This window comes from Kribbella sp. CA-253562 (assembly GCF_050942265.1).
Classification (GTDB): domain Bacteria; phylum Actinomycetota; class Actinomycetes; order Propionibacteriales; family Kribbellaceae; genus Kribbella.
In genome coordinates this window covers 555,941-570,095 of sequence record NZ_CP192049.1, presented here as the reverse complement: position 1 = coordinate 570,095, position 14,155 = coordinate 555,941, and the positions used below count along the sequence as shown (strand labels likewise).

Genomic DNA, 14,155 nt, shown 5'->3' with positions numbered 1-14,155 from the left:
CCCGACTAGTTCAGCAGCCCTCGCTGACCGGCCCGCAGGCCCGCCTGGAAGCGAGTGGTCGCGTCGAGCGCCTTGAGGATCCGCTGCATCCGTCGCTCGACCGTCCGCTGCGCGACGCCGAGCCGCCGGGCGATCGCCTGATCGGTGAGCCCGGCCGCGGCCAGCGCCAGCAGCTGCTGATCGTCGGCCGACAACGGACCGTCGGACGGCTCGAAACCCAGCGGCGTCGCCTGCTGCCACAACAGCTCGAACAGCCGCAGCAACCCGTCCAGCAAGCTCGACGGTCCGAGCTCGACCATCACGTCCGGCCCGGACTGCAACAACCCCGTACGCCGGTCCGCCACGACCAGCTTCAGCGGCACGTCGCGCAGCATCCGGCACGACGTACCGCCCGCCCGCGCCGCAGCCACTTGAGCCGGATCGACCAGCGCGCCCAGGTCGTAGACGACGCGGTACTCGACGCCGGTGCTCCGCCGCGACTCCAGCGGTAGCCCGGCGGGCATGCCCAGCACCAGCACCTCGGTCCGCGCGACCTGCTGCGCCTGCTGGTAGCGCTGCGCGATCGCCTCGGCGCCACGGATCACCGTGAACGGCCCGGACTCGGTCGCGGCCCGGAACTCGGCGGTGAGCACGGACGCGCCTAGCCGGGCCTCGACGATCGCGGCCTGCCGGCGCAACGCCAGCAGCTCGACCGCCGCCTCGGGCACGGCTGGGGTGTAGCGGGCCGGGCGCCCCGGCGTACGGGATGCGAGGCCGAGGCTCAGCAAGGATCGGAGATGGCGGGTGACCCGGGCCGTGGGCCAACAGGTCAAGCCGGCCAGCTCCGTCGTGGTGGCTTCCGGCCGGGCCAGAAGCGCCCGGTAGAGCTGCTCGTCCTCCGAGCAGACACCGAGCGCCTCCAGCACCGGAGCGGGGCGGTAGCTGTGCATCAGGGCAGCGAGTGGACGTGCGCGCCGACCTGGTTGGAGAACTGGTTTCCGTTGGTCGCGTCCCAGTTGGTCGACCAGGTCATCGCACCGCGCAGCGTCGGCCAGGTGGTGCTCGGCTTGAAGCTGCCGCAGTTGGTGCCCTTGGTCAGGCAGTCCAGCGCGTTGTTGACGATCGTCGGCGAGACGTACCCGCTGCCGGCTCCGCGCGTGGAGGCCGGCAGTCCCAACCCGACCTGGTCGGGCCGCAGCCCGTTCTGCAGCATGATGCAGGCCTGCGCGGTGATGAAGTCGACCGAGCCCTGCGAGTAGACCTGGCCGTTGCAGCCGTTCATCGAGCCGGAGTTGTAGTACTGCACGTTGACCACGGTCAGGATGTCCTTGATCGCCAGCGCCAGCTTGAAGTACTCGAACGCCGGGGACTGCATGTCGATCGTCTGCGGAGCCATCGCGATGATCAGTCCGGCGCCGAACTGGCTGTGCAGGCTGCGCAGCGCCTGGCCCATGTACATCGCGTTGACGCCGTTCTCCAGGTCGATGTCGATCCCGTCGAAGCCGTACTCGCGCAGCACCGACAGCGCGGTGTTCGCGAAGTTCGTCGCGGCCGTCGCGCTGCCGACCGAGATCGTGCCGCGCTCACCACCGACCGACAGGATCACCTTCTTGCCGGTCGCCTTCTTCGCGGCGATGTCGGCCTTGAACTGCGCCACGGTGTAGCCGTTCAGTCCGGCACTGTCGAGGTTGAAGGTGATGCCGCCGGGACGAGCCGGGTCGGCGTCGGCGAAGGCCACCGCGATCAGGTCGTAGGCCGCCGGGACGTCGGAGATCCGCTGGACCGCCGCACCGTTGTTGAAGTTCTGCCAGTAGCCGGTGAGGATGTGCTTCGGCAGTGACGACGGCGGCACGGTCGGCCCGCTGGACGTCGTACCGGAAGCAGCGGCGCCGTACGGCGAGCAGTTGCCGGACGGGTCGCAGGCCCGGACCTTGAAGCTGTAGCTGGTGCTCGGCGCCAGGCCGGTGGCCGTCCAGCTGGTCACGTTGCCCACGTTCTGCGCGGCCTCGCTCCCCCGGACCACCTCGTAGTGGTCGATCCCGGAGGCGTCCGTCGCGGCCGACCAGTTCAGCCGCAGCGAGCTGGACGTCGGGCTGCCCACGGTCAGACCGCCAGGCGTCGTCGGCGCGGTGGTGTCCGGCGGCGGCCCGGTGCCACCCGGTCCGTCGAGCACCACGTCGTCCGCCTGGTACGCCGGTACGCCGTACCAGCCGTGCAGGTAGATCGTGGCGGTGCTCGCGTTGGCGCCGGTCGTGAAGGTCGTGGTCAGCTGGGCCCACGACGAGCTGGTGGTCCACGTGCTGGACCCGCCGTCGAAGCCGAGGTAGACGTTCGAGCCCTTCACCCAGGCGGACAGGGTGTAGGTCGAGCTGGGCCGGACCGAGACGGTCTGGCTGCACCGGGCGTTGTCACCGGCGGTCGGGGTGCCCTGGAGGGCGTAGGTGCCGGTCCGGGCCGAACCGCTGACGGCGGCTCCGGTCCCGGCCGAGCAGGACCAGCCGGCGAGTGAGCCGGTTTCGAAGGTCCCGTTGGTGACGAGATTGGTCGCGGCGGAGCTGGTGCCGGGCAGCAGCAGCAGGCCGAGGAGGGCGGCAAGGACGGCGGGGATGATCGCGGCCTGGGGGCGGCGGCTTCGCGAGCGGGTCATATGACACAAAGTGTGACGGCGCAACTACATTGTCAAGACCCTGCATAAAGTGGGAACGCTCTCACGCTCGGCAGAAGTGAGGAACTTACCGATTTCTCACCAAAGAGCCCGATCCGGGCAACATTTTCGCCGCCGACCGCATCTAGGAATCGGGGGAGACCTGCGTCAGGAAAGGCGACGGCCCCCGGCGGGGGGGGTGACCGGGGGCCGTCTTCGGCCACGGGCTCGGGGGGAGGAGCCGGGGGCCGATCAGGAGGCGACAGTCTGCCACTGTCGAGGAGTATGTACCCCCCGAAACCGGCGTCCACACATCTCAGTTGTGTTGCAACCGAGCGCGTCTTCCCCGGGCGCCAGGGCCCTTGGTGAGGGCTCCCGGACCAGTGTCACTGTCACACTGCTCAACAGTCTAACGGGAGACCAGGCCACACGAAAGGCCGGGCCCTCGGCGTTTCGCCGGAGCCCCGAAAATCGCGCCCTAAACTCGACGCATGGAGCACCTGCGGACCCCGCGCCCGGCCGCCTTCTTCGATCTCGACAAGACCATCATCGCCCGCTCCAGCACCCTGGCCTTCTCCCGGCCGTTCTACGCCGGCGGCCTGATCAACCGGCGCACCGTGCTGCGCAGCGCCTACGCCCAGTTCGTCTACCTGCTCGGCGGCGCCGACCACGATCAGATGGAGCGGATGCGGGAGTACCTGTCCGCTATGTGCACAGGCTGGGACGTCCGGACAGTGCAGTCGATCGTCGCCGACACCCTGCACCACATCGTCGACCCGATCGTGTACGACGAGGCGGTGACGCTGATCGAACAGCACCACGCGGACGGCCGGGACGTGGTGATCGTCTCGTCGTCCGGCGCCGAGGTGGTCGAGCCGATCGGTGAACTGCTCGGCGCCGACCGGGTCATCGCCACCCGAATGGTAGTTGCTGACGGCAAGTACACCGGAGAGATCGAGGAGTACGTCTACGGCCCGCACAAGGCGACCGCGATCGAGGCGCTGGCGGCCGCGGAAGGCTATGACCTGCAGGCTTCCTACGGTTACTCCGACTCGATCACCGACGAGCCGATGCTGGCGGCGGTCGGCCATCCGTTCGCGGTGAACCCGGACAAGGCGCTGCGCCGGCTGGCGATCGCCCGCGGATGGCCGGTGCTCGACTTCAGCAAGCCGGTCGCGCTGACCGAGCGGACCGGGCGCTTCCGCGGCGTCCGCGGACCAGCCGTCGCGGCCACCGCGATCGGCGCCGGACTGGCCGCCGGGGCGCTGCTGTACGCCGCCCGCCGGCGCTCCCGGGCCGACGAAAACTGAACCTCACAGCAAGTTTCTCAACTTGATCAAGGCGTCCCAAACTCTGGCGCTGAAGGGGTTCTGGGAGTACAAAGGAAGCAGCACAGGGACTTCGGTCCCACCGAGTAAAAGCGCACGGCAGTCAGGTACCCACGCGGCGACCAGCCCATCCCAACCGGGCAGCTCGACCCAGGCTCGATCCTGTGGCGGCAGACAAGGTGCACGCCTGGTAACCGGAATGACGTGCCAGGAACGGCGCTCTCGCGAGAGAGCGCCGTTCGCACGTCCGGCACCGAATTCCCTTACTGGGCAGAGAAGTTGAGCGGTGAACGTTCTGCCGCCACAGCGATCACCTCGCACTCCCGCAGCAGCCAGCTCTGGACGCCGGTCACTCCGCGTACCGCATAGTCCGTCAGCGCACCCGGGTACGACGCGCCAAGTTCGAGGTGACCGACCTCCGGCACCGTGACCGCGACCTGATCGATGCCGCGGGCAACCAGCAGGACACGCTCGGCGGCCCGGGCCACCAGCCCGTTCGCGGTCGGGAACGGGCGCAGCACGGCCAGCTCGGCGTGGACGATCGCGGCGACGACCAGTCCCGGCGCGGTGGTCGGAGCGGTCAGCGCCTTGGCGAGTCCGCTCAGCCGCTCCCACATCTCGTCCGCGGGCGGCGCGGGTGGCAGACCGGGGATGTCGTCCGGCAGCGGCTCCCGACTGGTCCGGAGGTGTCCCAACTGGTCTGCCGGGCCGAGCTCGGCGGCCGCCAACTGGTGCAGTCTGGTCCAGACCTGGATCGGCGCCGTACCGGCCTGCGGCGCGAGGCCCATCAACTCCCCCGTCATCCGGACGGCGCCGGACGCGAGCGGGTCGCCTTCCCCTCGCCGTACCTGCTCCAGGGTCGACCGACTACCCGCCAGCACCGCGGAGGCGTGGGCGCCGCGCAGCAGCGCCTCGGCGGTCGCGTCGGACCCGACCCGCCGCAGGCCCCGGTCCCGGAGCAGCACGTCCACCGCGTCCCGAGCCGCCCGGGCAGCCGAGCCGACTCCCTCGAGAGCAGCCAGCGGTGCGAACACATCAGCCGTCATGACCTAGACCCTAGGATGGCGTCCCATGGCCGCACGCACCGACTCCGCTCCCCGGTTCAGCATCGTGGTTCCGTGCCACAACGTGCGGCCGTGGCTGCGGCTGTGCCTGGACTCGGTGCTCGGTCAGTCGTTCACCGACTTCGAGGTGATCGGGGTGGACGGTGCCAGCACCGACGGGACCGGCCGGATCCTGGCCGAGTACGCCGCGGCCGACGCGCGGGTGCGGACGATCTCACTGACCGAGGACATCGGGCTCGGGCCGACCCGGAACGCCGGGCTGAAGCTGTGCCGCGGCGACTACGTGCTCTTCCTGGACGCCGACGACCTCTACACCCCCGGCTCGCTGCAGGCGCTGGCCGAGCGGATCGACGCCACCGGCCGGCCGGACCTGCTGATCTTCGACTACGAGCGGATCTTCTGGGACGGCCGAGTGGTCCGCAACCAGCAGCACGACGCCTTCGCCCGCGACGGCGACGGTGTTTTCACCGCCGCCGAACGCCCGGTTTTCCTCACCTTCCTGGAGCTGGTCTGGAACAAGGCCTGCCGGCGCGACTTCCTCACCCGGCACGGCTTCGCCTTCACCGCCGGCTACTACGAGGACGCGCCCTGGACGTACTCGACGATGCTCACCGCCGAGCGGATCGCCACCTTGGACCGGGTCGTCGTGCACTACCGGCAGCACCGCACCGGCGGCAACATCCACGCCACCCGGACCCGGCGGCAGTTCGACATCTTCGACCAGTACGACCGGGTGCACGCGTTCATCACCTCCGATCCCGAGCTGGCCGGCTGGCGCAAGTTCGCGTTCGACCGGTCGCTGGACCACATCCTCGCGGTGCTGGCCAAGCCCGAGCGGCTGGCGCCGGAGGACCGGGCCGAGTTCTTCCACACCGCGCACGCCTTCGCCAAGCGCTGGAAACCTGAGGGGTACGCCGCCGACCGGACCAGTCGCGGCTTCAAGCGCTGGATGCTGATCCACGACGACTACGCGACGTACTCGACGCTGAAGCTGAGCTCGAAGGTGCTGCACGTGCCGAGCCCGCGCAAGACGGTCGGCAAGCTGCTGCACCGTGGCGAGCCGGACCCGAACCTGGCCGTGTACGGCGCCTACTGGTTCAAGCAGTACGCCTGCAACCCGCGGGCGATCTACGAGAAGGCCGCCGAGCTGGTCCCGCAGCTGCGTGGGGTCTGGGTGATCGACGCCGACCACGTCGAGGCGATCCCGGAGGGCGTCGAGTACGTCGTGGCCGGCTCCCCGGCGTACGAGAAGCTGGTGCACCGGGCCAAGTACTTCGTCAGCAACATGAACCTGCCGAAGGAGCTGGAGAAGCGGGAAGGCCAGATCCATCTGCAAACTCAGCACGGGACACCGCTGAAGACGATGGGCACCGACCTGCGGCACTACCCGCAGGCCGCGAAGGATCTCGACCTGGACGAGCTGATGCGCCAGGTCGACCGCTGGGACTTCAACATCTCCTCGAACCGGTACTCCTCGGAGATCTGGGAGCGCACCTACCCGGCGTACTTCGAGGAGCTGGAGACCGGATTCCCCCGCAACGACCGGTTGCTGACCGCGACGCTGGACGAGGTGCGGGCGATCCGGGCCGGTTTCGGGTTCGACGACTCGCACCTGGTGGTGCTGTACGCGCCGACGTTCCGCGACGCCCAGGACGCGGTGCGCACGCCGTCCGGGCTGATCGATCTGGGCGGCGACGGGATCCATGTCGATCTGGACCGGCTCGCGTCGGCGGCCGGCGAGCACGGACGGGTGCTGGTCCGGACCCACTACTCGCTGTCCAAGGGCGCGCCGGAGACCCGGTCCGACCGGGTGGTCGACGTGTCCGACCATCCGCGGGTCGAGGACCTGATGCTGGCGGCCGACGTGCTCATCTCGGACTACTCCTCGATCAGCTTCGACTACGCGAACCTGGACCGGCCGATCGTGCTGCTGGTCGACGACCTCGCCTTCTACGACACCACCCGCGGGACCTACTTCGACATCACCGAGTTCCCGCCGGGGCTGGTGGCGCGCTCGGCCGACGAGCTGTTCTCGGCGCTGCAGACCGGCCGGTTCGCGGCGGCGGAGGCGGCCAAGCACCGCCAATTGTTCCGGGAACGGTTCTGCGAGTTCGACGACGGGCGCGCGGCCGAGCGGGTGGTCCGCCGGGTGTTCCTGGGTGAGACGAAGCTGCCGCCGATCACCCCGCTGGCCGATCGCCACCCGGCTCCGTCGGCACATCGGCCGTAAGGCAGGGGCGGCACAGCTCCCCCGGCATGCATAATGGTCCCCATGTCGACGAGCCTGGTGACCGCGCGCGGTCGCTTCGGCCTGCGACGACGAAGCACTGTCTGAACACCTCGACCCCTGTTCCAGTGCCTCGTCTTCCCAAGGACCTCTCATGTCCGTTGTCGCTGTCCTGTCCGCGCGGCTGACCGCTGCCGCCGCCACCGCTTTCGGCCTGTCCGGAGTCGCCGCCGATCCCGAGCTGCGGGCCGCGACCAAGCCCGAATTCGGCCACTTCCAGACCAGCCTCGCGCTCCGGCTGGCCAAACAGCTGAACCAGCCGCCGCGGAAGATCGCCGAGCAACTGACCGCCCACGCCGACCTCACCGACCTGTGCGCGCCGGTCGAGATCGCCGGCCCGGGCTTCGTCAACCTCACGCTCCTGCCGAGCGCCCTGGCCGACGGCGTCAACACCCTGGCGCGGAGCTTGCCGAGCAACGGCCGGCGCGTCGTCGTCGACTACTCGCAGCCCAACGTCGCCAAGCAGATGCACGTCGGTCATCTCCGCTCGACGGTGATCGGTGATGCCCTGTGCAACGTTCTGCGGTACGCCGGGTACGACGTCGTCCGGCAGAACCACGTCGGAGACTGGGGCACGCAGTTCGGCATGATGGTCGAGCAGCTCCTGGACGAGGCGACTCCGGCCGGGTCGCTCGACCTCGAACAGATGCAGCAGCTCTACCAGCGGTCCCGGCGGCACTTCGACAGCGACCCGGCCTTCGCCGACCGGTCCCGGCGGCGGGTGGTCCTGCTGCAGTCGGGCGATCCCGAAACCAGGGGCATCTGGCAACAACTGGTGGACATCTCGCTGACCGAGTTCGACCGGGTCTACGCGTTGCTCGGCTCGCCCCTGACGCGCGACGACGTGGTCGGCGAGAGCGCGTACAACGCCGACCTGCCCGGGATCGTGGCCGACCTCGACGCGGCCGGGCTGCTGACCGAGTCGGACGGGGCGCAGTGCGCGTTCCTACCCGGGTTCACCGGTCGCGACGGGTCGCCGTTGCCGGTGATCGTGCGCAAGTCCGACGGCGGGTTCGGCTACAGCGCGACCGACCTGGCCGCCGTCCGGCACCGGGTCCGGGACCTGCACGCCGACCGGATCGTGTACGTCGTGGACCACCGGCAGTCGCTGCACTTCCAGCAGATCTTCGCGCTCGCCCGGGCCGCGAGCTGGTTGCCTGAGACAACAACAGCCGAGCACGTCGCGTTCGGCACGGTGCTCGGTCCGGACGGCAAGCCGTTCAAGACCCGGGACGGCGGCACGGTCTACCTGGTCTCGCTGCTCGACGCCGCGGTCGACCGGGCCGCCGCGCTGCTCGCCGACCGCACCGGCATCGACACCGCCGCGGTCGCGCGGGCGGTCGGCATCGGCGCGGTCAAGTACGCCGACCTGTCCAGCGACCGGACCAACGACTACGTGTTCGACCTGGACCGGATGGTCGCGATGACCGGCAACACCGGCCCGTACCTGCAGTACGCCCACGCCCGGCTGACCCGGCTCCTCAGCAAGGCCGGCACGACCGGCGACAAGGTGACCGTGCTCGAGGACCCAGCCGAACAGCGGCTGGCGCTACTGCTCGCCGGCTTCGGCGACGCCGTCCAGCAGGTCGCCGAGACGCTGCAGCCGCACCGGCTCTGCACCTACCTGTACGACGTGGCGACCGCGTTGTCGGCCTTCTACGAGTCGTGCCCGGTTCTCACCAGCGAAGGCGAGACCCGGGACAGCCGGCTCGCGCTGTGCGCCGCCACTCGCGACGTACTGCATGACGGGCTGTCGCTGCTGGGCATGACCGCGCCGGACGCGATGTGAGGGTCAGAGCTTGCGCAGGGTCTGCAGCGCTTCGATCGCGTGGGCGACGAGCTCCTGGTCGGTGAACCGGCGCTCCTGCTCGGGCAGACCGGACCACTCGATCGCGAGATCCTCGACGTAGGCGAACCAGGCGTGCACCCGCATCCGCTCCTGCGCCGCGGGCTCGCGATCCGCGTCGGAGACGTCGAGCAGGTCCAGCACGCGGTCGGCGAGCGTGTCGCGGGTCTGGGCGTAGACCTCGACGGCGTAGTCGTCACCGCCGGCCGCGCCCCGGACGAACGAGATGTAGGCCCGGCGCCGGCGGGAGATGAACGCGACGAACGCGAGCAGCAGCTCGCGCAGCTGCTCGTCCCGCGGGCGTGACGCGTCCGGCTTGGTCAGCCGCAGCAGCCGGCGGCCGGCCGCCGAGATGACCGCGAGGTAGTAGTCGTGCTTGCTCGGGAAGTACTCGAACAGCACGCTGCGGGAGACGCCGGCCTCGCTCACGATCGCGTCGATCGACAGTTCGTGGATCGGCTGCGTGCGCAGCATCATCAGGCCGATCCGGACCAGCTGCTTCTTGCGGTCCTCCGCCGACATCCCGTGATCCATTGGTCGAGCATTGCCCAGCAAGTGGAGCAGATCAAGAAAGGCGCGACGAGGTTGACCAGTAATTAAGGTGCCGCGGCATCATTGCCGCTCTACCTTCTGAGCATGGGTATCGACGAGGGGTGGCCGGCCGGGCTGACGGCCCGGCCGATCGGCAAGGACGACGCGGTCGCCTGGGCCGAACTGCTGGCGGCCAAGGAGAAGGTGGACGCCGAGGGGGAGAACTACGACGCCGACGACCTGATCGAGGAGCTGGCCGACCCGAGCCTGGACGCGGACCGGGACACCATCGGTTTGTGGTCCGGCGAGCAGATGATCGGGTACGGCGTCGTCCGCGCGCCCGACGAGGTCGTGGACGTGCACCGGGTCCGGACCGAGGGCACGGTGCATCCGCAGTGGCGTGGCCGTGGAATCGGCAGCGCGCTGGTGCCGTGGCTCAACCGCCGCGCGGCCGAGCTGCATCGCGAGCGGCAGCCGGGTGCCCAGGGTGAGATCAACACCGGCACGATCGACACGAACACCGGCGCCATGGAACTGCTCGCCGATCTCGGCTTCGAGAAGTGCCGCTACTTCTTCTCGATGGAGCGCGACCTCGGCACCCCGGTCGAGGTGCCGCCGCTCCCGGCCGGACTCCGCCTGGTCCCGTTCACCCCGGCGTACGACGAACCGCTGCGGCTCGCGCACAACGAGGTGTTCCTGGACCACTGGGGATCGTCGCCGAAGAGTCCGGAGAGCTGGAAGACCTGGTTCACCGGGTCGCGGGCGTTCCGTCCCGCGCTCGCATACCTGGTCCTGGACGGCGACGAGGTGGTCGCCTACACGCTCGGCTACGAGTACGTCGCCGACACCGCGGCGACCGGGATCCGCGAGGTGTACGTCGGCCAGGTCGGCACCAAGCGGTCCCACCGAGGCCGGGGGCTGGCCGCGCTCGCGCTGGCCATGGTGATGGCCGAGGCCGCGGCGGCCGGGTTCCAGCGGGCGTCGCTGGGCGTCGACGCGGACAACCCGACCGGTGCGCTCGGTCTCTACGAGCGGCTCGGCTACACGACCAAGAACACCTGGATCACCTACCGGCTGCCGCTGGACTGAACGTCCACCACCCACCAACCGCCCGCCACCGCCCGATTTCAGGCGGCGGCAGGCGGGCGGATGGCAGAACGGCCCGGCTTGGTGGGTGCTGGACGTCCGGCTCAGAAGTGCGAGTCGACGGCCACCGGCTCGACGGCGGCCGGCTCGGTCGCGGTCCCGGGCTTGACCGCCCTGCGACGAAGCCACGGCCGGACACCGAGCACGATCACCAGCAGCGTCAGCCCGGCGTAGACCGCCGAGCCGATGAAGGCTGCATGCACACCGTCGGTCAGGATCTCGCGCGCCGCGTCGACCGGGTTCCCTGCGGACGGCGTCGCGTTGCGGGTCGCCGTGCCGAAGACGGTGACCAGGATGCCCAGGCCGAGGGCGCCACCGACCTGCTGGAGGACGTTCAGCAGACCCGACGCCGCTCCCGCGTCCTCAGCCGGTACGCCGGCCAGCGCGCGCCCGGTCAGCGGGATGAAGATCAGCCCGGCGCCGGCACCGAACAGGATCAGCGGGCCGACCACGCCGCCGAGGTAGCTGCTGTCCAGCGTGATCCGGGTCAGCCAGAGCATGCCGGCCAGGACCGAGATCGCACCGGCGATCATCATCAGCCCGTTGTCGACCCGGCCGGTCAGCCGCGGCACGATCCGGGACGAGGCGAACAGCAGACCGGTCATCGGCAGGAACGCCAGGCCGGCGGCCAGCGGGCTGAACCTCAGCACACCCTGCAGGAACTGGGTGAGGAAGAAGAACATCCCGAACATCGTGCCGACCACCAGCAGCATGGTCAGGTACGCCGCGACCCGGTCGGCGTTCTTGAACATCCGCAGCGGCACGATCGGGTGACTGACCCGGCGCTCGACCAGCACGAAGACGACCAGCAGCGCGACACCGGCCGCGAACGACGCGAGCACCTCGGGCGAGCTCCAGCCCGCCTCGGCGACCCGGATGAAGCCGTAGACCAGCGCGGTGATGCCGACCGTCGAGGTGAGCGCGCCGGCCACGTCGAAGCGGCCCTGCTCGCACGGCGTCTCGGTCAGCACCCGGCGGGCCGCGATCACCAGCGCGATGCCGATCGGGATGTTGATGAACAGGCCCCAGCGCCACGAAACCCAGTCGGTCAGCATGCCGCCGAGCACCAGGCCGATGCTGGCACCGCCGGAGGAGACCAGGCTGTAGAGACCGAGCGCCTTCATCCGCTCCGGTCCCTCCTTGAAGGTCAGCATCAGCAGGGTCAGCGCGGCCGGTGCGGCGATCGCGCCGCCGATGCCCTGCAGGACGCGGGCGGCGAGCAGCAGCTCCGCCGTCGGGGCCAGACCGCCGAGCGCCGAGGCGAGCGTGAAGACGCTGACGCCGGTGATGAAGACCCGGCGGCGGCCAAGCAGGTCACCGGCGCGGGCGCCGAGCAGCAACAGACCGCCGAAGGCGAGCGCGTACGCGTTCTGCACCCAGGACAGGTTGGCCGGGCTGAAGTCGAGGGCGGTCTGGATCTTGGGCATCGCGATGTTCACGACGGTGCCGTCGAGGATCACCATCAGCTGGGTGATGACGATCACCGCCAGCACGACGCCGGGACGCCGGGCGGGACTGGAGGGCTCGGCGCCGGTGGGCGCCGCGGAGGTGGCCGACATAGGACGAACTTGCTCCTTCCCCGCGAGGGGCTAGAGTTGGATTCAGGCGAAGTGGAGTCTTCCTCCGGATACGATACGGAGGGTACCTCCGCTTTTTCAAGTGAATTGTTCCGCTCGCGTCGAAGGAGGTTCGATGAGCACGTCCGCCCAGGCCTCCGCCAGGTCCCGGCCGCCGCTGCCCGACCTGCGCCCGACCAGGGCCGACGCCCGGCGCAACTACGACCTGCTGGTCGCGGCCGCGCGCGAGGCGTTCGCCGAGACCGGCACGGACACCTCGCTGGAGGAGATCGCCCGCCGCGCCGGCGTCGGCATCGGCACGCTGTACCGCCGCTTCCCGAACCGGTGCGCCCTGCTCGAGGCGGTCTACGTCGACGAGATCCAGTCGGTCTGCGACCGGGCGTACGGCTTCCACGAGCAGCTCGGCCCGTTCGACGCGCTGGCCGCCTGGATGCGCAGCTTCGTCGGCTACAACGTGTCGAAGAAGAGCCTGGCCCACGAGCTGACCGCCGCCTTGGGCAAGGACTCGGAGTTCTTCAAGGTCTGCAAGATGAACGTGAAGGACGCCGGCGAGCTGCTGCTGGACACCGCCAAGCAGGCCGGCGCGATCCGGCAGGACCTGGAGCTGATGGACGTGATGCGCCTGATCGGCAGCATCTCGTCCCTGCCCGGCATCGAGCCGGAGCAGGCCGAGCGGATGCTCGACATCGTGCTGGCCGGGATCAAGCCCCAGGACTAGATGTGGTGTCCAGGGAGGTTGGTCAGTCGGGTGATGGGTGGTTGGCCTCCGATGGCGCTGTGGGGTCGGTGGTGATTGTAGAAGTGCAACCAGCCGGGTAGTGCCGCTCGGCGTTGGGTTTCGGAGGTGTAGAAGCGGGCGTAGGCCCAGCCGTCGGCGAGGGTGCGGTGGAAGCGTTCGATCTTGCCGTTGGTTTGGGGCCGATAGGGCCGGGTTCGTTTCGGGGTGATGCCGAGTTCGGTGCAGGCGTCGTTCCAGGCGTGGGACTTGTAGGCCGAGCCGTTGTCGGACAAGACGCGTTGGATGGTGACGCCGTGGTCGGCGTACCAGGCCACGGCCCGGCGGAGGACGCCGATTGCGGTGGCTGCGTTCTCGTCGGCGTGGATCTCGAGGTAGGCCAGGCGGGAGTAGTCGTCGATCACGGTATGCACGAAGCTGGTGCCCGGGCGCGGTTCGTAGCGGTGATTGCGTTGGCCGGTGCGTTTAGCGGTGGCTTCGCGGTTGCGTTTGCCTTGCTGACGGCCGACGAACCGGTGACCGCCGCCGTCGGGGATGTTGCCGAACTTGGTGACATCGACGTGCAGCAGGGATCCCGGATGGTCGTGCTCGTAGCGGCGTAGCGGTTCACCGGTGACCCGGTCGATGGCCGACAGTCGGTTCAGCCGGCACCGGACCAAAACGGCGTGCACGGTCGAGACCGGCATCCCGAGCCGGCCGGCGATCTGCACCGGCCCGAACCGTCGGCGCCACCGCAGTCTGACGATCCGGCGCACCACCCGCGGTGGTGTCTTGGCGGGACTACGACGTGGTCTGGAGCTGCGATCGGCCATCCCGGCCGCGCCTTCAGCGCGGTACCGCTCAGCCCATTTGCGCGCTGTTCTCGGAGCGACCATGAACATCGTGGCCGCTGCGGAGTACGTCCAGCCCTGCTCGACGATCAGACGCGCCAGCCGCAACCGGGCACGCGGGGTCAAAGCAGCGTTAACGTGGGACACGAAGGCCTCCTGGATTGTGAAGCGGTTCCTCGACAGCTCC

11 protein-coding genes are annotated in these 14,155 nt (G+C 69.6%); 5 read left to right on the top strand and 6 right to left on the bottom strand.

Annotation, left to right across the window (positions count from 1 at the left end; all coding sequences use genetic code 11):
• Positions 1 to 5: 5 nt before the first annotated feature.
• Together ACQPXM_RS02785 and ACQPXM_RS02780 are read right to left on the bottom strand one after the other, a co-directional pair.
• Entirely contained in the window at positions 6 to 929 is a 924-nt protein-coding gene (locus ACQPXM_RS02785) for a helix-turn-helix domain-containing protein (protein WP_432944393.1), read from the bottom strand.
• Positions 929 to 2,626, bottom strand: coding sequence for a chitinase (locus ACQPXM_RS02780; protein ID WP_432944391.1), 1,698 nt, complete (start codon positions 2,624 to 2,626; stop codon positions 929 to 931). The genes ACQPXM_RS02785 and ACQPXM_RS02780 overlap by 1 nt, the downstream gene beginning before the upstream one ends.
• Positions 2,627 to 3,114: 488 nt before the next feature.
• Here ACQPXM_RS02780 and ACQPXM_RS02775 point away from each other — a divergent pair, with 488 nt between their 5' ends.
• The gene (locus ACQPXM_RS02775; RefSeq protein WP_432944389.1) at positions 3,115 to 3,933 is read left to right on the top strand and encodes an HAD family hydrolase; all 819 of its coding nucleotides are present in this window, start codon (positions 3,115 to 3,117) and stop codon (positions 3,931 to 3,933) included.
• A gap of 281 nt (positions 3,934 to 4,214) precedes the next feature.
• Here the strand turns inward: ACQPXM_RS02775 and ACQPXM_RS02770 are convergent, their stop codons facing one another.
• The gene (locus tag ACQPXM_RS02770) at positions 4,215 to 4,997 is read right to left on the bottom strand and encodes a cell filamentation protein Fic (RefSeq protein WP_432944387.1); all 783 of its coding nucleotides are present in this window, start codon (positions 4,995 to 4,997) and stop codon (positions 4,215 to 4,217) included.
• 25 nt (positions 4,998 to 5,022) lie between these two features.
• Between ACQPXM_RS02770 and ACQPXM_RS02765 the strand changes: the two genes are divergently transcribed.
• Together ACQPXM_RS02765 and argS are read left to right on the top strand one after the other, a co-directional pair.
• The gene (locus ACQPXM_RS02765) at positions 5,023 to 7,245 is read left to right on the top strand and encodes a bifunctional glycosyltransferase/CDP-glycerol:glycerophosphate glycerophosphotransferase (RefSeq protein ID WP_432944385.1); all 2,223 of its coding nucleotides are present in this window, start codon (positions 5,023 to 5,025) and stop codon (positions 7,243 to 7,245) included.
• A 151-nt stretch (positions 7,246 to 7,396) separates the two neighbouring features.
• Positions 7,397 to 9,091, top strand: coding sequence for an arginine--tRNA ligase (argS, locus tag ACQPXM_RS02760; protein WP_432944383.1), 1,695 nt, complete (start codon positions 7,397 to 7,399; stop codon positions 9,089 to 9,091).
• 3 nt (positions 9,092 to 9,094) lie between these two features.
• Here the strand turns inward: argS and ACQPXM_RS02755 are convergent, their stop codons facing one another.
• A complete protein-coding gene (locus ACQPXM_RS02755) occupies positions 9,095 to 9,670 on the bottom strand; it encodes a TetR/AcrR family transcriptional regulator (protein WP_432944381.1) in 576 nt (191 codons plus the stop codon).
• Between the two features lie 114 nt (positions 9,671 to 9,784).
• Here ACQPXM_RS02755 and ACQPXM_RS02750 point away from each other — a divergent pair, with 114 nt between their 5' ends.
• On the top strand, positions 9,785 to 10,768 hold the full coding sequence (locus tag ACQPXM_RS02750; RefSeq protein ID WP_432944380.1) for a GNAT family N-acetyltransferase: 984 nt from the start codon (positions 9,785 to 9,787) through the stop codon (positions 10,766 to 10,768).
• A 101-nt stretch (positions 10,769 to 10,869) separates the two neighbouring features.
• Here ACQPXM_RS02750 and ACQPXM_RS02745 read toward each other — a convergent pair whose 3' ends face one another.
• Entirely contained in the window at positions 10,870 to 12,384 is a 1,515-nt protein-coding gene (locus tag ACQPXM_RS02745; protein WP_432944378.1) for an MFS transporter, read from the bottom strand.
• Between the two features lie 133 nt (positions 12,385 to 12,517).
• Between ACQPXM_RS02745 and ACQPXM_RS02740 the strand changes: the two genes are divergently transcribed.
• Entirely contained in the window at positions 12,518 to 13,120 is a 603-nt protein-coding gene (locus ACQPXM_RS02740; RefSeq protein WP_432944376.1) for a TetR/AcrR family transcriptional regulator, read from the top strand.
• On the opposite strand, the gene ACQPXM_RS02735 is transcribed toward ACQPXM_RS02740, so the two are convergent.
• Entirely contained in the window at positions 13,117 to 14,115 is a 999-nt protein-coding gene (locus ACQPXM_RS02735; RefSeq protein ID WP_432944374.1) for an IS481 family transposase, read from the bottom strand. The two genes, ACQPXM_RS02740 and ACQPXM_RS02735, sit on opposite strands and share 4 nt — an antisense overlap.
• Between the last annotated feature and the right edge of the window lie 40 nt (positions 14,116 to 14,155).

Bases quoted from the DNA above. Each gene is read 5' to 3' on its own strand.
- ACQPXM_RS02745 (WP_432944378.1), bottom strand. From the start codon at position 12,384: ATGTCGGCCACCTCCGCGGCGCCCACCGGCGCCGAGCCCTCCAGTCCC.
- argS (WP_432944383.1), top strand. From the start codon at position 7,397: ATGTCCGTTGTCGCTGTCCTGTCCGCGCGGCTGACCGCTGCCGCCGCC.
- ACQPXM_RS02755 (WP_432944381.1), bottom strand. From the start codon at position 9,670: ATGTCGGCGGAGGACCGCAAGAAGCAGCTGGTCCGGATCGGCCTGATG.
- ACQPXM_RS02780 (WP_432944391.1), bottom strand. From the start codon at position 2,626: ATGACCCGCTCGCGAAGCCGCCGCCCCCAGGCCGCGATCATCCCCGCC.
- ACQPXM_RS02785 (WP_432944393.1), bottom strand. From the start codon at position 929: ATGCACAGCTACCGCCCCGCTCCGGTGCTGGAGGCGCTCGGTGTCTGC.
- ACQPXM_RS02775 (WP_432944389.1), top strand. From the start codon at position 3,115: ATGGAGCACCTGCGGACCCCGCGCCCGGCCGCCTTCTTCGATCTCGAC.
- ACQPXM_RS02765 (WP_432944385.1), top strand. From the start codon at position 5,023: ATGGCCGCACGCACCGACTCCGCTCCCCGGTTCAGCATCGTGGTTCCG.
- ACQPXM_RS02750 (WP_432944380.1), top strand. From the start codon at position 9,785: ATGGGTATCGACGAGGGGTGGCCGGCCGGGCTGACGGCCCGGCCGATC.
- ACQPXM_RS02740 (WP_432944376.1), top strand. From the start codon at position 12,518: ATGAGCACGTCCGCCCAGGCCTCCGCCAGGTCCCGGCCGCCGCTGCCC.
- ACQPXM_RS02770 (WP_432944387.1), bottom strand. From the start codon at position 4,997: ATGACGGCTGATGTGTTCGCACCGCTGGCTGCTCTCGAGGGAGTCGGC.